20 protein-coding genes are annotated in these 19,368 nt (G+C 64.7%); 3 read left to right on the top strand and 17 right to left on the bottom strand.

What is annotated here, in order from left to right:
- The first annotated feature begins 44 nt into the window (after positions 1-44).
- Positions 45-1,865 carry a phosphogluconate dehydratase gene (gene edd, locus ACZ5TO_RS01600; protein WP_464799291.1) on the top strand — a complete coding sequence of 607 codons (1,821 nt, stop codon included), beginning with the start codon at positions 45-47 and terminating at the stop codon, positions 1,863-1,865.
- 226 nt (positions 1,866-2,091) lie between these two features.
- Here the strand turns inward: edd and ACZ5TO_RS01595 are convergent, their stop codons facing one another.
- The 6 genes from ACZ5TO_RS01595 to ACZ5TO_RS01570 form a co-directional block, all read right to left on the bottom strand.
- Positions 2,092-2,505 (bottom strand): hypothetical protein, encoded by a 414-nt coding sequence (locus ACZ5TO_RS01595; RefSeq protein ID WP_184145136.1) that lies wholly within the window; start codon positions 2,503-2,505, stop codon positions 2,092-2,094.
- 98 nt (positions 2,506-2,603) lie between these two features.
- Entirely contained in the window at positions 2,604-3,695 is a 1,092-nt protein-coding gene (locus ACZ5TO_RS01590; RefSeq protein WP_464799290.1) for an ABC transporter ATP-binding protein, read from the bottom strand.
- Between the two features lie 27 nt (positions 3,696-3,722).
- Positions 3,723-5,375 carry a beta-galactosidase BglA gene (bglA, locus tag ACZ5TO_RS01585; RefSeq protein WP_464799289.1) on the bottom strand — a complete coding sequence of 551 codons (1,653 nt, stop codon included), beginning with the start codon at positions 5,373-5,375 and terminating at the stop codon, positions 3,723-3,725.
- A gap of 28 nt (positions 5,376-5,403) precedes the next feature.
- Positions 5,404-6,549, bottom strand: coding sequence for a carbohydrate ABC transporter permease (locus tag ACZ5TO_RS01580; protein ID WP_184145139.1), 1,146 nt, complete (start codon positions 6,547-6,549; stop codon positions 5,404-5,406).
- A 1-nt stretch (position 6,550) separates the two neighbouring features.
- Complete coding sequence (locus ACZ5TO_RS01575) at positions 6,551-7,558, bottom strand: carbohydrate ABC transporter permease (protein ID WP_464799288.1); 1,008 nt, start codon at positions 7,556-7,558, stop codon at positions 6,551-6,553.
- Between the two features lie 143 nt (positions 7,559-7,701).
- Positions 7,702-9,075 (bottom strand): ABC transporter substrate-binding protein, encoded by a 1,374-nt coding sequence (locus ACZ5TO_RS01570; protein WP_464799287.1) that lies wholly within the window; start codon positions 9,073-9,075, stop codon positions 7,702-7,704.
- Between the two features lie 292 nt (positions 9,076-9,367).
- On the opposite strand from ACZ5TO_RS01570, the gene ACZ5TO_RS01565 reads away from it, so the two are divergent.
- On the top strand, positions 9,368-10,396 hold the full coding sequence (locus ACZ5TO_RS01565; RefSeq protein ID WP_184145142.1) for a substrate-binding domain-containing protein: 1,029 nt from the start codon (positions 9,368-9,370) through the stop codon (positions 10,394-10,396).
- Positions 10,397-10,708: 312 nt separating this feature from the next.
- On the opposite strand, the gene folD is transcribed toward ACZ5TO_RS01565, so the two are convergent.
- Positions 10,709-11,608, bottom strand: coding sequence for a bifunctional methylenetetrahydrofolate dehydrogenase/methenyltetrahydrofolate cyclohydrolase FolD (gene folD, locus ACZ5TO_RS01560; RefSeq protein WP_184145143.1), 900 nt, complete (start codon positions 11,606-11,608; stop codon positions 10,709-10,711).
- A 342-nt stretch (positions 11,609-11,950) separates the two neighbouring features.
- Between folD and ACZ5TO_RS01555 the strand changes: the two genes are divergently transcribed.
- Positions 11,951-12,817, top strand: a complete 867-nt coding sequence (locus tag ACZ5TO_RS01555) for a WecB/TagA/CpsF family glycosyltransferase (RefSeq protein WP_464799286.1) — start codon at positions 11,951-11,953, stop codon at positions 12,815-12,817.
- A gap of 38 nt (positions 12,818-12,855) precedes the next feature.
- On the opposite strand, the gene ACZ5TO_RS01550 is transcribed toward ACZ5TO_RS01555, so the two are convergent.
- The 10 genes from ACZ5TO_RS01550 to flaF all read right to left on the bottom strand — a co-directional run bounded on the left by ACZ5TO_RS01550 (position 12,856) and on the right by flaF (position 19,349).
- Complete coding sequence (locus ACZ5TO_RS01550; RefSeq protein ID WP_184145145.1) at positions 12,856-13,386, bottom strand: hypothetical protein; 531 nt, start codon at positions 13,384-13,386, stop codon at positions 12,856-12,858.
- Positions 13,383-13,751, bottom strand: a complete 369-nt coding sequence (locus ACZ5TO_RS01545; protein ID WP_184145146.1) for a hypothetical protein — start codon at positions 13,749-13,751, stop codon at positions 13,383-13,385. Before ACZ5TO_RS01545 ends, ACZ5TO_RS01550 begins: the two co-directional genes overlap by 4 nt.
- Before the next feature lie 15 nt (positions 13,752-13,766).
- Positions 13,767-14,327, bottom strand: a complete 561-nt coding sequence (locus ACZ5TO_RS01540) for a rod-binding protein (protein ID WP_464799285.1) — start codon at positions 14,325-14,327, stop codon at positions 13,767-13,769.
- A gap of 213 nt (positions 14,328-14,540) precedes the next feature.
- A complete protein-coding gene (locus ACZ5TO_RS01535; protein ID WP_184145148.1) occupies positions 14,541-14,939 on the bottom strand; it encodes a hypothetical protein in 399 nt (132 codons plus the stop codon).
- A gap of 1 nt (position 14,940) precedes the next feature.
- Complete coding sequence (gene fliR, locus ACZ5TO_RS01530; RefSeq protein WP_184145149.1) at positions 14,941-15,693, bottom strand: flagellar biosynthetic protein FliR; 753 nt, start codon at positions 15,691-15,693, stop codon at positions 14,941-14,943.
- Complete coding sequence (gene flhA, locus ACZ5TO_RS01525) at positions 15,690-17,777, bottom strand: flagellar biosynthesis protein FlhA (RefSeq protein ID WP_184145150.1); 2,088 nt, start codon at positions 17,775-17,777, stop codon at positions 15,690-15,692. Before flhA ends, fliR begins: the two co-directional genes overlap by 4 nt.
- A gap of 98 nt (positions 17,778-17,875) precedes the next feature.
- A complete protein-coding gene (gene fliQ, locus ACZ5TO_RS01520; protein WP_184145151.1) occupies positions 17,876-18,142 on the bottom strand; it encodes a flagellar biosynthesis protein FliQ in 267 nt (88 codons plus the stop codon).
- A 9-nt stretch (positions 18,143-18,151) separates the two neighbouring features.
- Complete coding sequence (gene flgD / locus ACZ5TO_RS01515; protein ID WP_184145152.1) at positions 18,152-18,568, bottom strand: flagellar hook assembly protein FlgD; 417 nt, start codon at positions 18,566-18,568, stop codon at positions 18,152-18,154.
- Positions 18,562-19,008 carry a flagellar biosynthesis repressor FlbT gene (gene flbT / locus ACZ5TO_RS01510; RefSeq protein WP_184145153.1) on the bottom strand — a complete coding sequence of 149 codons (447 nt, stop codon included), beginning with the start codon at positions 19,006-19,008 and terminating at the stop codon, positions 18,562-18,564. Before flbT ends, flgD begins: the two co-directional genes overlap by 7 nt.
- Positions 19,005-19,349, bottom strand: a complete 345-nt coding sequence (gene flaF / locus ACZ5TO_RS01505; protein WP_184145154.1) for a flagellar biosynthesis regulator FlaF — start codon at positions 19,347-19,349, stop codon at positions 19,005-19,007. Before flaF ends, flbT begins: the two co-directional genes overlap by 4 nt.
- Positions 19,350-19,368: the final 19 nt, after the last annotated feature.

The raw sequence follows: 19,368 nt of genomic DNA, 5'->3' as shown, positions 1-19,368 counted from the left end.
GCTAGCCCGTGCGAAAATGCAATCGAGAAGTCAGGATCGCTCCCATGTCCGCCGACAAACGCATCGAAGCCATTACCGCCCGCATCGCCGAACGCTCCAGGCCGCTGCGCGAACCCTATCTCGACCGGGTGCGCGCCGCCGCCGCCAAGGGCGTGCACCGCTCGGTACTCTCCTGCGGCAACCTCGCGCACGGCTTCGCCGTCTGTTCTCCCGCCGAGAAGGATGCGCTCGCCGGCGACCGCGTCCCCAACCTCGGCATCATCACCGCCTATAACGACATGCTCTCTGCCCACCAGCCGTTCGAGACCTATCCGGCGCTGATCCGCGAGGCCGCGCGCGAGGCGGGCGGCGTGGCGCAGGTCGCCGGCGGCGTGCCGGCCATGTGCGACGGCGTCACGCAGGGCCAGCCGGGCATGGAACTGTCGCTCTTCTCGCGCGACCTCATCGCCATGGCGGCGGGCGTCGGCCTCTCGCACAACATGTTCGATTCGGTCGTCTACCTCGGCGTCTGCGACAAGATCGTTCCGGGCCTCGTCATCGCCGCGCTGACCTTCGGGCACCTGCCGGCCGTCTTCGTTCCCGCCGGGCCCATGACCTCGGGCCTGCCGAACGACGAGAAGGCCCGCGTGCGCCAGCTCTATGCCGAGGGCAAGGTCGGCCGCGCCGAGCTGCTGGAAGCGGAATCGAAGTCCTATCACGGCCCCGGCACCTGCACCTTCTACGGCACCGCCAATTCCAACCAGATGCTGATGGAGATCATGGGCTTCCACATGCCCGGCGCTTCCTTCATCAATCCCGGCACGCCGCTGCGCGACGCGCTGACGAAGGAAGCGGCAAGGCGCGCGCTCGCCATCACCGCCGAGGGCAACGAGTTCACGCCGGCCGGCGAGATGATCGACGAGCGCTCCATCGTCAACGGCGTCGTCGGCCTGCATGCCACGGGCGGGTCGACCAACCACACGCTGCACCTCGTCGCGATGGCGCGCGCCGCCGGCATCATGCTGACCTGGAAGGACATTTCCGACCTTTCGGACATCGTGCCGCTGCTGGCCCGCGTCTATCCGAACGGGCTTGCCGACGTGAACCATTTCCACGCGGCCGGCGGCATGGGCTTCCTCATCAAGGAACTCCTGCAGGGCGGCCTGCTGCACGACGACGTGCGCACGGTCTACGGCCAGGGCCTGCAAGCCTATACGATCGAGCCGAAGCTCGGGCCCCAGGGCGGCGTCGAGCGCGAGCCGGCGCCGAAATACAGCCACGACCCGAAGATCCTCGCCAATATCGAGGCTCCGTTCCAGGCGAGCGGGGGCCTCAAGATGCTGACGGGCAATATCGGCAAGGCCGTGATCAAGATCTCCGCCGTCAAGCCGGAGCGCCATGTCATCGAAGCCCCGGCAAAGGTCTTCCACGACCAGCTCGACCTCAACGCGGCCTTCAAGGCCGGCGAGCTGACGGGCGATTTCATCGCCGTCGTGCGCTTCCAGGGTCCGAAGGCCAACGGCATGCCGGAGCTGCACAAGCTGACCACCGTGCTCGGCATCCTTCAGGACCGCGGCCAGAAGGTGGCGCTGCTGACCGACGGGCGCATGTCCGGCGCCTCTGGCAAGGTCCCGGCCGCCATCCACGTCACGCCCGAGGCGGTCGACAACGGCCCCATCGGCCGCATCCGCGAGGGCGACATGATCCGCCTCGATGCGGTTGCCGGCACCATCGAGGTGCTGGTGGACGAAGCGGAATTCTCCGCCCGCCCGCAGGCCCCCGCCGATCTTTCCGGCAACGAATTCGGCATGGGCCGCGAGCTCTTCGCCCCCTTCCGCGCCATCGCGGGCCCGGCGGATCACGGGGCGAGCGTGCTGTTTGCGTGATGGAATAGGGGCCGGCCGCTTCTTCGCGCTGCCTCTTCACGGCGCGCCCGCCACACCCACTAGCGTCATCCTCGGGCTTGACCCGAGGATCCACGTCCCACGGCAGGGTATCGCTTGTGGCATGGATGCTCGGGTCAGGCCCGAGCATGACGGAGGAGAGGGACGGCCTTACCAGAGGCCACAGAGTGCGAGGCACCGCTAGTCAGGCGGCAGCCCCCCCCTTTCCTCAGCTATAGATATCCAGCGTCCGGCCCTGATGGTTGCGGTGCGTCGAGTAGACGAAGATGCGCTGCAGGTCCTTGTCGGAGAGCAGGCGCAGGAAGCGGGCTTCGACGACGTCGTTCGGATAGACGCGCTGCGTCAGGCAGCCGATCATCGGGATGCGGGCGCTGACGATGTCGAGGTAGAAATTGCGCGGGAGCTGGAATTTCGTCGTCATGGTGATGACGGCGCCGCTGCGCGAGAGCTTGGTGATGATGCCGCGCCGGGAGACGAGGTTGACGAGGCCGCCGCTCTCGGTGAACTCGATGCGGGCCTCGTTGCAGGTATCCTCCATCGGGAAGCTCTTCTCCCGATCGTACATGAAGGATTCTTCCTTGTTCAGGTAATTGCGGTTCGGCGCTTGATCCTGAAAACGCATCTGACTGGTGCCCCGGCATGTTCACTTCGGGAAAAATCCTAGGGGAACAACGCTTAACATCGGGTTGAGCGGCAGGACGAAATCCTGCCGCCCGGGCCTCAGGCGGCGCGATAGCTCTTTCCGGCGGGGTCGAAAAGATGGAGCTTGGCCCTGTCGGCCGTCAGCCGCACCTTGTCGCCGCGCTTGACCGGAAGGATGCCGGGAATCTTGGCGATGATCGGCTCGCCCGGCACGAGGCCGTCGATATAGAGCAGCGTCACCTCGCCCAGCGCCTCGACGATCGAGACGGTGCCCTCGAAGAGGAAGTCGTCGTCCGTGGTGATCGCAAGGTCCTCCGGGCGAACGCCGAAGCTCGCCGTCTTGCCGGCCTCGGACGCGGCCGTTGCGATCCCGACGTCGCAGACGCGCCCGCCGGTCAGCTCCAGCGCGGTCGTCTCGCCGGCCGCGGTGATCTTCGCCGGAATGACGTTCATGGCCGGCGAGCCGATGAAGCGGGCGACGAAGAGGTTCGCCGGACGTTCGTAGAGCTCCAGCGGTGCGCCGACCTGCTCGATATGGCCGGCCGAGAGCACGACGATGCGGTCGGCGAGCGTCATCGCCTCCACCTGGTCGTGCGTCACGTAGATCATCGTCGTGTCGGCCATCTGCTCGTTGAGCTTGGCGATCTCGATGCGGGTGGCGACGCGCAGCGCCGCGTCGAGGTTCGACAGCGGCTCGTCGAAGAGGAAGACCTTGGGATTGCGGCAGATGGCGCGGCCGATGGCGACGCGCTGGCGCTGGCCGCCCGAAAGCGCCTTGGGCAGGCGGTCAAGATACTGCGTGAGCTGGAGGATATCGGCGGCCGAGCGCACGCGACGGTCGATCTCCTCCTTGCTTTCGCCGGCGATCCGCATGCCAAAGGCCATGTTGTCGTAGACCGTCATGTGCGGATAGAGCGCGTAGGACTGGAACACCATGGCGATGCCGCGCTTGGACGGCGGCACGTCGTTGACGCGCTCGCCGTCGATCGTCATCTCGCCGCCGGTGATCTCCTCGAGGCCCGCGATCATGCGCAGGAGGGTCGACTTGCCGCAGCCGGACGGGCCGACGAAGACGACGAACTCGCCCTGCCTGATATCGAGATCGATGCCGTGGATGACGTCCACCGCGCCGTAGGACTTGCGGATATCCTTGAGCACCAGTCCTGCCATGTCTGTCTCCCCCTGTCGTTTGGCCGGTTACACGAAGCGGGCGAAGAACCCGCTCCAGGCTGGAAGTTCTATGGTCTCTTCATGCATCACGCTGTCGAAGCCGTGGCCTTCCAGCGCTTCCAGCGTGCCGGCCGGCAGGTCGGCAAGGCGCGCGACCGGGCTCATGTTGAAGGCGCAGAAGACTTTCTCGTTGCCGTGCGTGCGCACGAAGGAAAGGATCGCCCCTTCGGCCGAATGGAACTCGATCTCGCCCTTGGCGAGCGCCGCATGCTCCTTGCGGAAGGAAAGGAAGCGGCGGTAGTGGGCGAGCACCGAGGCCTGGTCCTTGTCCTGCACGCTGACGGCGCGCTCCAGATGGGCTTCGGGGACGGGAAGCCAGGGCCTGCCGGCGCTGAAGCCGCCGGATTGCTCGCCGGCATCCCAGACCATTGGCGTGCGGCAGCCGTCGCGGCCCTTGAAGTCCGGCCAGAACTGGATGCCGTAGGGATCCTGCAGGTCCTCATAGGCAAGCTCGGCCTCCGGCAGGGCCAGTTCCTCGCCCTGATAGATGCAGACGGAGCCGCGCAGCGACATCAGGAGGCTGGCGAGCAGCTTGGCATGGGCGTCGTGGTCGGTGACGCCGAAGCCCCAGCGGCTGACATGGCGCATCACGTCGTGGTTCGAGAAGGCCCAGCACACCCAGCCCTCGGGCGCGGCCTTTTCCAGCGCGCGCTGCGTCTCGGCGACGAAGGCCGGCGTCAGCGCATCGGGCGCCAGAAACTCGAAGGCATAGCACATGTGCATCTTGTCGCCGCCGGAGGTGTATTGCCCGGCGATCTCCAGACCGCGCTGGCTGTCGCCCACCTCGCCCACGGCGGCAATGGCCGGAAACTCCTCCATCAGCGCACGGAAGCGTTTCAGGAAGTCGAGGTTCTCCGGCTGGTTCTTGTCGTAGAGATGTTCCTGGTAATTGTAGGGGTTCACGGCGGGCGCCGTCTGCGCGTTGCGGCGCTCGGGCGGCAGCGACGGATTGTCGCGCAGTTCCTTGTCGTGGAAATAGAAGTTGATCGTGTCGAGGCGGAAGCCGTCGACGCCGCGCTCCAGCCAGAAGCGGGCGACCGAGAGCAGCGCGTCCTGGACCTCGGGATTGTGGAGGTTCAGGTCCGGCTGCGAGGTCAGGAAGTTGTGCATGTAATATTGCAGGCGCGTCGGGTCCCACTGCCAGGCCGAGCCGCCGAAGATCGACAGCCAGTTGTTCGGCGGCGTCCCGTCCGGCCTGGAATCGGCCCAGACGTACCAGTCGGCCTTGGGATTCGTGCGGCGCGAGCGGCTTTCGACGAACCAAGGATGCTTGTCGGAGGTATGCGAGAGCACGAGGTCGATCATCACGCGGATATCGAGACGGTGCGCCTCGGCGATCAGCGCGTCGAAATCGGCAAGCTCGCCGAAGATCGGGTCGACGTCGAGATAATCCGCGACGTCGTAGCCGAAGTCCTTCATCGGCGAGGTGAAGAAGGGCGAGACCCAGATCGCATCCGCCCCGAGGGAGGCGACGTGATGGAGGCGCTCGGTGATGCCGCGCAAATCGCCGATCCCGTCGCCGTTGGTGTCCTGGTAGGAGCGCGGATAGATCTGGTAGATCACCGCGCCGCGCCACCAGTCCTTGTCCGGCGTAAGAAGCGTTGAATCCGACGTCGTCATTCTCGTTTTTCCTGTCTGCTTGAAGTCTTCAGCCGCCCTTGACCGATCCCGCCAGCAGGCCGCGCACGAGATAGCGCTGCAGGCTGAAGAAGACGATGAGGGGGACGACGATGGTGATGAAGGCGGAGGCCGTGAGGATTTCCCAGTTGCCGCCGCGCGAGCCGAGGAGGTTCACGAGGCGCCCCGTCAGCACCAGCTCGTCGTTGCCGGTGCCGAGGAAGACCATGGCGACAAGCAGGTCGTTCCACGTCCACAGGAACTGGAAGATGGCGAAGGAGGCAAGCGCCGGGAAAGAGAGCGGCAGGATGATCTTCACGAAGATATCGAAATCGGAGGCACCGTCGACGCGGGCCGATTCCATGATCTCGCGCGGCAGGCCGGCCATGTAGTTGCGCAAAAGATAGATGGCGAGCGGCAGGCCGAAGCCCATATGGGCGAGCCAGATGCCGACATAGGTCTTGGCCGGCACGCCGAGGAAGGCGCCGACGCCGTTGTAGAGCCTGAGCAGCGGGATCAGCGACATCTGCAAGGGCACGACGAGCAGGCCGACGACGACGGCGATCAGGATCGCCCGGCCGGGAAACGGCATCCAGGCGAGCGCATAGGCGCAGAAGGCGGCGACGAGGATCGGGATGATCGTCGCGGGAACCGCCACGGTCAGCGAATTGATGAAGGACGAGCCGATGCCGGCAGCGCTCAGCACTTCACGATAATTATCGAGCGTGAAGCGCGGCGGCACGGTTGCCGTGTAGAAGATGCGCTGGCCGCGCGTGCCTTCCATCTTCGTCGGCGAGACGATCTCGTAATTGCCGTCCTCCGCGACGGTCAGCGTCTGGCCGTCGCCGATATCGGCGGCGGTGCCGGCCTTGAAGGCAGCCGGCTGCATGGGGCGGACGCCGAAGGCCGAGACCCTGGCATTGTCCCTTTCGAGGAGATTGCCGGAAATGACGAACTTGCCGTCGCGCTCGACCTGCGTTTCCGGCGAGGCGGCGCGGCCGGTCATGTTCTGCGCGGAGGTGGATAGCGCCGTCCACCAGCCGGAAACGGCAAGCTGGTCCTTGTCGCGCAGCGAGGAGATGAGAAGGCCCGCGGTCGGCAGCGTCCAGAGCGCGACGATGAGCAGGACCGAGAGATGGACGACGATGATGAGCGGCGAACGGGAGGTGGCGGTCATCTCAGCGCTCCATTTCCTTGGTGGCGTTGCGGATGTTCCAGATCATGATCGGCACGACGAGGATCATGATGACGACGGCGATGGACGCGCCGCGCCCGAAATCGCCGCCGCCGCGGAACATCCAGTCGAACATCAGGTTCGCCAGAACCTGCGTCTGCCACTGGCCGTTCGTCATGGCGAGCACGATGTCGAAGACTTTCAGGACGAGGATGGTGATCGTCGTCCAGACGACCGCGATCGTGCCCCAGATCTGCGGCACCATGATCTTGAAGAAGATCTGCACGCCGTTCGCCCCGTCGATGACCGCCGCCTCGATGGTCTCCTCCGGGATGCCGCGTAGCGCCGCCGAGAGGATCACCATGGCAAAGCCCGTCTGGATCCAGATCAGGATGACCATGAGGAAGAAGTTGTTCCAGAAGGGAATGGTCATCCAGGCTTCCGGCGCACCGCCGAAGGCGACGACGACGGCATTGAGGATGCCGATCTGCTCGGAGCCTTCCGAGCGGTAGTCGTAGACGAATTTCCAGATGACGGCGGCGCCGACGAAGGAGATCGCCATCGGCATGAAGATCAGCGTCTTGGCGATATTGCCCCACCAGATGCGGTCGGTCAGCGCGGCGATGACGAGGCCGAAGAAGGTGGAGAGCGCCGGCACCACGAGGAGCCAGAGGAAATTGTTGAAGATCGACTGGCGGAACTCGCCGTCGCCCAGCATCCAGACATAGTTGCTGAAGCCGACGAACTGGCGGCCGGAACGGTCGAGGAAGGAGAGGCGGACGGATTCGAAGACGGGGTAGACGAGGTAGATGGCGAGCGCGAAGAGAGCGGGCGCCATGAAGAGCCAGGGGCGGATGGCATTGGTAAGCCTGAGGTTACGCGATGCCTCCGCCCCGACCAGCCCCTTGGAGGGGAACAGCTTGTCGAGCAGCCAGTTCGTTCCGAAGAAATAGACGACGCAGGCAAGAACGCCCCCGATCATCGTGAAGATGGCGAATAACAATTGCTGCACGGCAGTCCCTCCCCCAGGAATGCGCCCCAGACGTTCTTGTCACGGCCACGCTTCGCGCTCACGCGGAGCGCCCGCATGGTCCGGCTGCACTTGGCATGCTTTGGGAAAACCGGCCGGCGGGTGCCGGCCGGTTCGCCGCAATGTTACTTGATGGCGTCCCAGGCCTTCTGGACGTCGGCCGCGACGTCGGCCGAGGACTTGCCGCCGACGAAGTCGACCATGCCGGTCCAGAACGCGCCCGCGCCGATCTTGCCCGGCATCAGGTCCGAGCCGTCGAAGCGGAAGGTCGTGGAGTTGAGCAGGATTTCGCCCTGCTTCTTCATCGGCCCGTTGGCATAGGCTTCCTTGTTGGCGCTCTTGAAGGGCGTCAGGAAGCTCGACTGGGCCATCCAGACCTCATGGGCGATCGGCGTCTTGAGGAACTCGATGAAGGCGCGCGCGGCCGGCGTGTCCTTGGTGATCATGGCGAGCGTGCCGGCACCGAGGACCGGATTGCCGAGCTCAGGCTTGCTGGCATAGGGCGGCATGTAGAAGAAGTCCGCATCCTCGCCGACCACCGTGCCTTCCGGGAAGAAGGACGGGATGAACGAGGCCTGGTGGTGCAGGTAGCACTTCGGCGGCGAGGTGAAGAGGCCCTTCGGGCTGTCGCGGAAGTCGGTGGAGGCCACCGCCGCCGCGCCGCCGTCGACGAACTTGTCGTTCTTGGCGAACCAGCCGAACTCGTCGATCGCGCCGATCACGGCCGGATCGGTGAAGGGGATATCGTTCTTGACCCACTTGTCGTAGGTATCGGGCGAGGCCGTGCGCAGCATCAGGTCCTCGACCCAGTCGGTCGCCGGCCAGCCGGTGGCGCCGCCCGAACCAAGACCGATGCACCAGGGCGTGCCGCCGTCGGCGACGATCTTCTCGGTCAGCGCCTTGAGGTCCTCCATGGTCTTCGGCACTTCGTAGCCGGCGTCCTCGAAGTTCTCCGGCACGTACCAGACGAGCGACTTCACGTCGATCTTGTAGGGGAAGGCATAGAGCTCGTCCTTGCCGTCCTTGCCCTTGTAGGTGGAAAGGTCCACCCAGGACTGGCCGGCGGCATAGTTGTCGAGCAGCCACTGCTTGGTCTCGTCGCCGAGCGGCGTCAGGTAGCCCTTGGAGGCGAGGTCGGCGATGAGGCCCGGCTGCGGCAGGATGGCGACGTCCGGCGGGCTGCCGGCCTGCGTGTCGATGACGATCTGCTGCTCGTAGTTCTCGGAAGAGGAGTATTTCAGGTCGACGCCCGTCGCCTCGACGAAATAGGCGTAGACGTTCTTGAAGAGCGCCTCGTCCTCGCCGCGCCAGGGGCCGAAGATGGTGAGCGACTGGCCCTTGAGGTCATGGCCCTTCTTGAAATCCTCGAAACTCTGCCAGTTGAATTTGGCGTCCTCGCCCGGCTTGAACTTCAGATCGGCGGCGGCAGCGCCGCCCACCATCAAAAGCGCGAGCGCGGCCGTCATCAGCAATGTCTTTTTCACCGGATTGCCTCCCATAGCAAACCCGCCTCTTCCGGGCGGGCATCCTCTAAAATAGCCAAAAATTCAAAGCGCTTTGGTTTTCCTTTCATCACACCTCACGCTCGGACTCGTCAAGTACCCCCAAATCATTTGGCCGCAAAAATGCCGCCTTTGACGCAATGCAGCGTAGTTTTGCGGCGCAAAACGGCCAAATCCGCTTTTCCTGCGGAATTCGCTGATGTTAGATGCCCGAAGCGCTTTGAAGGAAATGACGGGACAGGGAACGGAAGATTCAAAGCGCTTCGACTGTTCCTAGAAAGCTAAGCATGTGAATCTCAAGCAGTTATCGCAATTGCTGGGCCTCTCGCAGACGACCGTCAGCAGGGCGCTGAACGGCTATCCGGAGGTCAATGCCGAAACGCGCCAGCGCGTGCTCGAGGCGGTGCGCGAGACGGGATATCGCCCGAACCGCGCAGCGCAGCGCCTCGCGACCGGCCGGGCGGGCTCCATCGGCCTCGTCATGCCGACGGCCGACGGCATCGAATCCGACGTGCATTTCGGCGAGTTCCTTGCCGGGCTCGGCGACGAGGCGGTCAAGCACGACTTTCATTTCGTGATCAATCCGAGCCATCCGGACGAGGAGGTGGCGACCTGCCGGCGGCTGGTGGCGAGCGGCAATGTCGACGCGCTTTTCCTTGCCTACATGCGCGTGAAGGACCCGCGCATCGCCATGCTGAAATCGCTGAAGACGCCCTTCGTGGTGCACGGGCGCTCGATGGGCATGCCGACGGACTATCCCTATCTCGACATCGACAATACGGGCGCGTTCTACGATGCCGCGCGCCTGCTCGCGCAACTCGGCCACCGGCATTTCGCACTCATCAACGGGCCGGACCACCTCACCTTCGCCATCCGCCGCCGCAAGGGCACGGAGCGGGCGCTTGCCGAGCACGGCCTGACGCTGCGCGAGGAGTGCGTGGAGCATTCGCAGATGACGGACGAGCACGGCTACCGGGCGATGGAGCGCTTCCTGCAGCTCGAAACGCCGCCGACGGCCGTCCTCTGTTCCAGCACGGTGCTGGCGCTCGGCGCGGTGCGGGCGATCAGCCAGGCGGGGCTGACGCTCGGCACCGACATCTCCCTCATCGCCCATGACGACGTGCTGCCCATGCTGAAGCCGGAGAATTTCCGCGTGCCGCTGACGACGACCCGCTCGTCGCTGCGCGCCGCCGGCCAGCGCATCGCCCGCCGCCTCATCGCCGATATCCTGCGGCTCGAAGCGCTGCCGCAGCAGGAATTGTGGAAAGCCGACCTCATCGTACGCGCCTCGACCGGACCGGCGCCGGCGGGGAAGTGAGGCGCGTTCCGGAGTGTCTGTTGCGCCGAGCGTTGAGCGCTATTGGACGGGAAGCCCCGTCCTCCTCCTCTCCCTCCGTCATCCTCGGGCTTGACCCGAGGATCCACCGCGGCACCCGCGGCGTGGATGGTCCGGTCAAGCCCGACCATGACGACCGAGAGGTGTCAAGAGGGTGACGACGGAGGGATGGCAAGAGGGCGACGACGGAGAGGCGGCAGAGGCGCATCGCCAGGGAGGTGACAATGGGGGCCGGCGACGTTGGCAGCAGGAGGGCAGCACCGCGAGGCACGGCTGCCCCGCCCCCACAACCGATCAGAACTTCGGCGGCGTCCTGCCGGCCTTGCGATAGGCGGCGATCACCGTGTTGGCCATCAGCATGGCGATGGTCATGGGGCCGACGCCGCCGGGGACCGGTGTGATGACGCCGGCGACCCTGGCGCATTCGTCGAAGGCGACGTCGCCGACGAGACGGGACTTGCCCTCGCCCTTTTCCGGCGCGGGAACACGGTTTATGCCGACGTCGATGACGGTCGCGCCGGGCTTGACCCAGTCCGCCTTGACCATTTCCGGCCGGCCGACGGCGGCGACGAGGATATCGGCGTTGCGGCAGACGGCGGCGAGGTCCTTCGTGCGCGAATGGGCCGTCGTCACCGTCGCGTTGGCGGCGAGCAGCAGGGCCGACATCGGCTTGCCGAAGAGGTTGGAGCGGCCGATCACCACGGCGTTGAGGCCGGAAAGGTCCTCGCCGTGCGTGCGCCGCACGAAGACCATGGCGCCGGCCGGCGTGCAGGAGACGAGACCGCCGTCGAGATCGCCCGTCGCCACCTTGCCGGCATTGACGACATGCAGGCCGTCGACGTCCTTCTCGGGCCGGATCGACTGGATGATCGGCTCGGAATTCAGGTGCCTGGGCAGCGGGAGCTGGACGAGGATGCCGTGGATGGTCTCGTCGGCGTTCAGCGTCTCGACCAGACGGGCAAGCTCTTCCTGCGTCGTTTCCTCCGGCAGCGTGTGCTGGACGGAGTTGAAGCCGCATTCCTTGGCCATGCGGCTCTTGGAGGAGACATAGGCATGGCTTGCCGGATCGTTGCCGACGATGACGACGGCAAGGCCGGGCTTCACGCCGGCGTCCTTCTCCAGCGCGGCGGTGGCGGACTTCACGGCGTCAATCACGGAAGCGGCAACCTGCTTCCCATCGATAATGGTGGTCACGTTTGTCTCCCCGAATGAATTGCGGCCACTCTAGCGGCGGGCGGAATGGCGCAATGGCCTCCCAACGCCCTATGCTGTCCAAAACGGATAAATTCAAGCCTTGCGCGGCGGAAAGAACGCCGCATGCCTTTCCGGCCGGCCGGCGTCCTTTTCTGGAGCAGCCTGCAGATTCCTGCCGGCGCGAAAACCCGGCCAATTGGAAATATTCAAGCTAAATCAATCGATTGCTCCAAAGGTTAGCAAGGGATGAAAACCGGCGCCGGCATTTTCAGGGTTTCCTTAAACGGCCTTTCAAGCCGAGTTGCTACACCGCAGGCAACGCACCAGCTTCCTGGGAAAAGCATGAAGCCCGACCTGTTGTATCCTGCCGGCGTTCCGCGCCGCACCGTGAAGGCCCGCACCGTTCGGCGTGCGCGCAGCGCCCTGCCGAACCTCGTTTCGGGCAGCACGCTCGGCTCGCACCGCGATATCCTCGGACTTGCGGTCTGCGATCTCGGCTGGGCGGATCTCTTCGCCTTCGCCGCGGAAGCGGCCGAACGGCCGTTCGGCCAGAGCGTCATCGCCTTTCTCGATGCGGACAAGGCGAACCGGATGCGGCGCGACGCCGACTACAGGGCCGTGCTCGAACGCCAGATCGTGCTGCCGGACGGCAAGGGCGTCGATGCCGCCTCGCTGCTGCTTCACGGCCGGGGCTTTCCGGCAAAGCTCACCGCCGCGGATTTCGTCCCGGCGCTTCTCACCTATATCGAAAGGCCGATGCGCGTCGCGCTCATCGGCGGGCAGCAGGCCGCGTTGATGCGGGCGACGGAGCGGCTGCGCCGGCATGCGCCCTGGCACACCTTCCTGCCGGTCGCCGACGGCGCCTTCGATCCCGCACAATCCGACCTGGTCATGGACCGGGTGCGCGCGGCGGAGGCGGATATCCTGCTGGTGGCGATGGACGAGCCGGCGCAGGAGAAATGGATCGACCGGCATGTCGGCCCCGGCCATGCGCGGCTCGTGCTCAGCGCCGGCGGCCTGTTCGAGACCCTGCTGGAGGAAGCCGCCGATGCGCCGCACGGCCTCGAAAAGCCGAGTCACGGCCGGCTGCACCGCTTCATGAGCGATCCCGCGCGGCGGCTTCGCCGATACGGCGCCGACACGGTTCTCCTCTATCACGCCTTCTGCCGGAAGCTCTCCTCCAGAACGGCAAAGGCCGGCCTGCACTAGGCAGCCGGCCCATCCCTGTCATCGATGCCTGGCCGGCCTCAATGCCCGCCGCTCTTGCCCTCGGTCTTCTGTGCGGGAACCTCGCCCTTCAGCAGCGTGACGCCGCGCTTGGGGGCCGGGTCCTCCACGGAGGCGGTGGTCAGATAGTCGATCTGCTCGACATAGACCTCGTCGATGACATTCGCGCCGAAGCGGCGGTTCAGCCCCTCCTTGACGACGCCCCGGAAGGCTTCGAGGTCGAAGCTGCCGACATCGGCGATATCGATCATCTTCTTGCCGACGAGAAGCGTGTAGAGCTCGTCGGTGATCAGCTCCGGCAGCGGCACGACCTGCTTGGCCGCCAGTTCCTTGTTGGCCTTGTAGGCGAGCTTGGTGAGGAGGTAGCCGTTGACGCCCCCCTCCCCGATCACCGGCACGGTCGTCGTATAGCCGCTGACGAATTCCATCGCCGCCTCGCGCTCGGCCGCGGCGGTATCGACCTTGGGGGCCGAGGCCATCTTCAGCGAGAAATAGACGGAGGCGAGCGTGATCAGGAGAATCCAGACGCCGGTGCCGACGAGCTTGATCATGTGCCGTAACCCATGCGGAACTGCTCCTGCGAATAGGTGCCGTCCGCCTCAAGGTCCTGCACGGCGTTCTTGAGGATGGTGACGACCTCGCGCACGGCCTCCAGATGCGCCGAGACGCGCTGGGCGTTGGTGGCGAGCTTCTCGCGCACCCGGCCGAGCTGGACGGAGAAGGTCGGCGGCACCTCGTCGGGGCGCACGTCGCGCGTCAGCATGGCAAGCTCGTAGAGGCAGCGGCTCTTGTGGGCATTCGAGGTCGGCAGGTCGAACTGGGGGTCGCGACCGATATTGTCGTTCTCGTTGTCGATGATCGTTTCCAGCCGGCCGAGCACGGTGCGGATCCGCAGTTCGTTGTTCGCCTGTTCCATCTTATCGTTCTCCGCTTATGCTTTTTTCTTGTCGTCTTCCTTGACGGACGGGATGAGGTCCGCGAAGGCCTGCCGCTGCAGCGTCTCGACCATGCCGGCGGCGACGCGGTCGGTATCCCGGTCCCTCGGATTGGTGGTGATGCCGCTCTTGCCGGCGAGGCTTTCGGCGATGCCGATGCCGCCGCCCTTGGCAAGCGCCTCGCCGAGCTGGTCGGCCATCATGCCGCGCCACATCTCGCCGGCCGTGCCCTTGCCGTAGAGCTCCTCGCTCTCGGTCGGCATCATCGACTTCACGAAATTCTGCAGCACCATGGATTCGAATTTGCGCAGGTGCTCCGGAACGGCCTTCGCGCCGACGGCGGTGACGCTGCCGGAACTCGTCGCGGCATGGCTTGCCGCCGTATCGCGGTTGAGAATGCCGACGGCGGCCTGGAAGCCGGCGCCGGCCTCGGCGAGGCTGTTGGCCTCGAAGGCGGCGCGGTTCGATTTCAGCTTGGCTTGCGCTTCCTGAACCTGCGCCGGGTCGGCGGCGCGCACGACATCGAGCACCAGGTCGCTGGGGGGAGAAATTGCCACGTCTCAGAGCCTTTCGGGTGGTTCCGCAAATGCCGCGCCCGTCTTCATGACGGTCTGCCGGCCTCATGACCATTCCGGACCTCGGCTGCTTTCGGCAAACCTCGTCATCGTCCTGATGCGACTATCGCTGCTCAACCTTACGGGAGGCTGGTGGCCGATGACGAAGCCGTGATGGCGGGCCTTCAGCTTTCCATTCCGGCGCAAGCCTCGCGGTCAGTCGTCGTCCTGCTTGTAGGCGATGTGCTGGTCGATGAGATCGTAGATGGAATTGTCCGCGGCCTCGCGGTCCTCGGCGCTGCGGGCTTCCTTCCGGTGCTCTTCCATGCGGTCGCCCTTGGTGCGCTCGCGCACCACGCGCATCTCGTGCATCTGCTGGACGTTGGCCAGCATCTGGTCCTGCTGCTGCAGGCGGCTGTACTGGCCGGAATAGTGGCGCGAGAAGCTGCGGTGCACGGGCTCCAGCGAGGCGATGGCCTCGGCCACCACGTCCATCGTCTCGGCCACCTCCTGGCGCTGGCGCGTCGTGTTGGCAAGGTCGATCTCGGCCATCTTCTCCAGGTGCCGCTGCACGCTCACGAGGCGCTTCAGCTTCTCCGACCGGCTCTGCGCCATGCTATTCTCCCCGGAAGACCGGCAGGAAGCCGGCGGTGAAGATTTCCAGCAGCGAGGAGACGCCGAAATAGAGCAGGATCATGCCGCCGATGATGAGGAAGGGCAGCGAGATGAAGTAGATCGGGATCTGCGGCGCCAGCTTGTTGATGAGGCCGATCGTGACGTTGAAGACGAGGCCGTAGAGGATGAAGGGGCTCGCCAGCCGCAGCATGATCATGAAGGTCTGGCTCAGCGTGTCGGTGAGCGTGATCAGCGCGCTTTGCGGGTTGAAGCCGGCGCCGAGCGGCATGACGGAATAGGAATCGACCAGCGCCCGCATGACGACATGATGGAAATCGAGCAGGAACAGCACCATGAGGGCGCAGAAGGACAGGAGGTTCGTCAGCTGGTTTTCCGCCGTCTCCTCCAGCACGTCCGGCGTCGGCGGCGCGTTGAAGCCCATCATCATGGTCAGCACCGTGCCGGCGAACTGCAGGCCGAGCACGTAGTAGCGGGCGATGAGGCCGATCACCGCGCCGGTCAGCGTCTCGAAGGCGATCATGGAAAGGTAGCCGTCGAGCGAGCCGCTGGCGCGCGGATAGATCGTGTCCCACATGATCGGCAGGATCGCCATGGAAACCGCCACCGACACGAAGAGGCGGATCTGCATGGGAATGCGCGCGGAGGAGAACCCCGGCATCAGCATGAAGCATCCGCCGACACGGCAGAAGGCGGCAAACAGCGCCAGCACCGTGCCTTCGGGATCCGTGATCATGAGATGGAGCCGAGAATCTTGATCTCGATGCCCTTGGCAAGCTCGACATGCGAGAGAACCGGCAATGTGGCGAAGAGGCGCTCGATGATCATGCGCACATAAGAGCGGGATTCGGGCGAGGTGACCAGCACAAACGGCGTGCCGCGGTCGAGAAACTCACGGATAACCCGGGTCGCCTGCTCGGAGAACTCCTCGAGCTGGCGCGGGTCGATGTCGAACTCGACAATCTCGCCCTTGGAGTCGCGCTTGAGCGCCTGGTGGAAGACCATGTCCCACTTGTTGCCGAGGCGCAGAACCGGCAGCACGCCGTTCTCGGCAAGGTCGCCGCAGATCTGCTGCGACATGCGGATGCGCACATGCTCGACGATCTGCTCGGTCTTGCGCACATGCGGGGCGAGCTCGGCGACCGCTTCGAGGATGAGGTGCAGGTTGCGGATGGAGACACGCTCGGCAAGCAGCAGCTTGAGCACGGCCTGCAGGCCCGAATAGGACATGTGCGAGGAGCAGATCTCGTCGGCGAGCTTGCGGTATTCCGGGTCGAGCCGTTCGATCAGCACCTTCACGTCCTTGTAGGAGAGAAGCTGCGGCAGGTTGTTGCGGATGACTTCCGAAAGGTGCGTCAGCACGACCGAGACGTTGTCGATCGGGTGGAAGCCCTCGCGGCGCAGGTCGTCTGCGAAGGTTTCCAGGATCGAGACGGCCGGCATGCCGAAGGCGGGCTCGCGGATATCGTCGCCCGGCACGCTCGGCTTTCGGCCGCCGCCGGTGACGACGAGCACTTCGCCGACGCGCACGATGTTGGACGCGACCGTCGTGCCGTGGATGCGGATCTGGTAGGACTTGTCGGGAATGGAGATGTCGTCGGAGACCTTGATCTCCGGCACGACGAAACCGTACTGCCCGGCGAATTTCTTGCGCATCTTGCCGACGCGGAACGCCAGTTCCTGATGCGCGCCGAGAAGGCGCGTGGAGACCTGCTTGCCGAGCAGGAGCTCGATCTCCGCGGTCTTCAGCACGGATTTTACCGAATCCTTCTCCTGGTCGCGCGAGGCCTGGACCTCGCGGGCCTCCTGCTCGCGCTTGACGCGGCTTTCCTCGGCGATGCGGCGCGGAATGACCCAGCTGCCGAAGGCCATGACGCCGCCGAGCATGGCGAAGGGAATGAGCGGCAGGCCCGGCATGATGGCGAGCAGGAACATGAGGCCGGCGGCCACGAGTAGCGCGCGCGGATAGCCGGAAAGCTGGTTGACAACCGCCTGGTCGGTGGAGCCGGCCGTGCCGCCGCGCGAGACGATGAGGCCGGCGGCGAGCGAGACGATGAGGGCGGGGATCTGCGAGACGAGACCATCGCCGACCGAGAGCTTCACGAAGACGTCGGCGGCTTCCGAAAGCTCCATGCCGTGGCGGAAATAGCCGATGACGATGCCGCCGAAGACGTTGATGGCGGTGATGATGAGGCCGGCGATGGCATCGCCCCGCACGAATTTCGAGGCGCCGTCCATCGAGCCGAAGAACGAGCTTTCCTCTTCCAGCTCGCGGCGGCGCACCTGCGCCTGCTTCTCGTCGATGAGGCCGGCGGAAAGGTCGGCGTCGATCGACATCTGCTTGCCGGGGATGGCGTCGAGGGTGAAGCGGGCGCCCACTTCCGCGATACGCGTCGCGCCCTTGGTGATGACGATGAAGTTCACCACGATCAGGATCATGAAGACGATGAGACCGATGACGAAATCGCCGGACATGACGAGGCTGGCAAAGCCGGCGATGACGCCGCCGGCCGCGTTATGTCCCTCGTTGCCGTGCGACAGGATCACACGCGTCGTCGCGATGTTGAGCGACAGGCGCACCATGGTCGCAATCAGCAGGACCGTCGGAAAGGACGAGAAGTCGAGCGGCCGCTGGATCCACAGCGCGACCATGAGGATGAGCACGGAGAAGGCGATCGAGAAGGCAAGGCCGATATCGATCATGAAGGCCGGGATCGGCAGGAACAGGATCGACAGGATCGTCAGGATGCCTACGGCGAACGCGATATCGCGGAACTTGAGGCCGACCTTCGGAAGGTTGATTGCCGGTACTTGTGCCATCTGAATGCTTCCCGTCTCGTCATGAGAGGCGGCGGCGCGCCACGCATGCCGCCCATTTCACCCGATGACCTACAGGGCGAAGCTTGCGCGAGGGTGGGCTAGAACCCGCTTTGTATTCGCGAGAAGACGAGGTCGGTGAAGATGGAAATCTGGGCGCCGATGAAGGGGGCGGAGATCGCGATGGTGACGAAGATCGCGAGGATCTTCGGGACGAAGGTGAGGGTCATTTCCTGCACCTGCGTCAACGCCTGGATGAAGGCGATGGTGACGCCCACGAGCATGGCGGCGAGCACGGCCGGGCCGGAGGCCACGATGACCGTCCAGATGGCTGCCTGCGCTATATCGAGGGCGTCTGCCTCATTCACGGAATAGGATCACTTCACGGTTACGCCGGGTCCGACGACGATCTTCTCGCCCGAATCAAGCGTCGCAACGATACCGTCATTGTATAGCGCGACTTCCTTGACGACGCCAGAAACCTTGCCGTCGTCGCTGGTGACCGTGCGGCCGATGACGGAATTGGCTTCCTGCAGCGAGGTGCGCTGGAGAAGGCTTTCCAGGTTCTTGTTCGTCTTGATGGTCTGCTCGACCTGCGAGAAGGTCGCAAGCTGCGCCATCTGCTGGCTGGCGTCCATCGGCTCGGTGGGATCCTGGTTCTTCATCTGCGCCACGAGCAGCTTCAGGAAACTCTCGTAGTTCAGCGTCGCCTTGCTGGAATCGGTGCCGGCATCGGCGCCCGTCACGCTCGGGATATAGCCTGAAGAGGTGGTGGAACCGACAGCGTCTACCATGGTGCGATCTCCCTGCGGATCTGTTCGACCGTTGCCGGCGTCAATTCCTGGTTGTTGAGGATGCGATCTTCGATCGGGTAAAGGGCGCGGATGGCCTTCAGGGCCTCGAAGGCGCGGCCCTGCGTGACGAGCGCGTCGACGCGCTTCAGCTCGGCCAGCACCTCCTCGTTCTTGAAGCAGGTGAGCAGCATGATGACCGACTTGCGGAACATGGCGATCGACTGCTCGGCGCCTTCCGGGTTGATCAGCGACATCTGCGCGATGAAATAGAGCTGGCGGAGCGGCGTGGTGGCCTGTTCCGGCTGCAGGACGTGGTTTTCCAGAAGGAAGGTCACATCGTTCAGGAATTCGATCGCGACCTTGCGATCGACCCGAAGGACCGCGCCGTTGACGAAAATGCGCTCACCGGACTTCAGCGATATACGCAGCGTACTTTTCATTTGATGCCATCCTTGATGATGGTGGTGATGTCGATGATGCCCTGGAAATTCGTGGATTCGCGTTTGCGGATCTTTTCGATCTCCTTGAGAATCCAGATGGCAATCGAGATGAGATTGGCCCGAAGCTCGTCTTCGAGTTCGTTTTCGGGATCGCCGAGATCCTCGATGAACCGGATCCAGACCCGGCGGGTGAAATAGACGGCTTCCACCGTGGCCTTGCCGCCGTCGGACTCCATTGCCGCCTTCAGGAGCGCTATCGACCGCTCAAGGACCTGCCGTTCCCGATCCTTCGAGACGGCGACCCCTTCCTCCATGATCTCGGCATATGAAAACTGGTACATTCAGACATCCTTCATGTGT

The sequence above is a fragment of the Shinella sp. Sh6 genome (genome assembly GCF_055392685.1).
The sequence above is the reverse complement of the archived record's forward strand: the minus strand, read 5'-3'. Positions and strand labels throughout refer to the sequence as shown.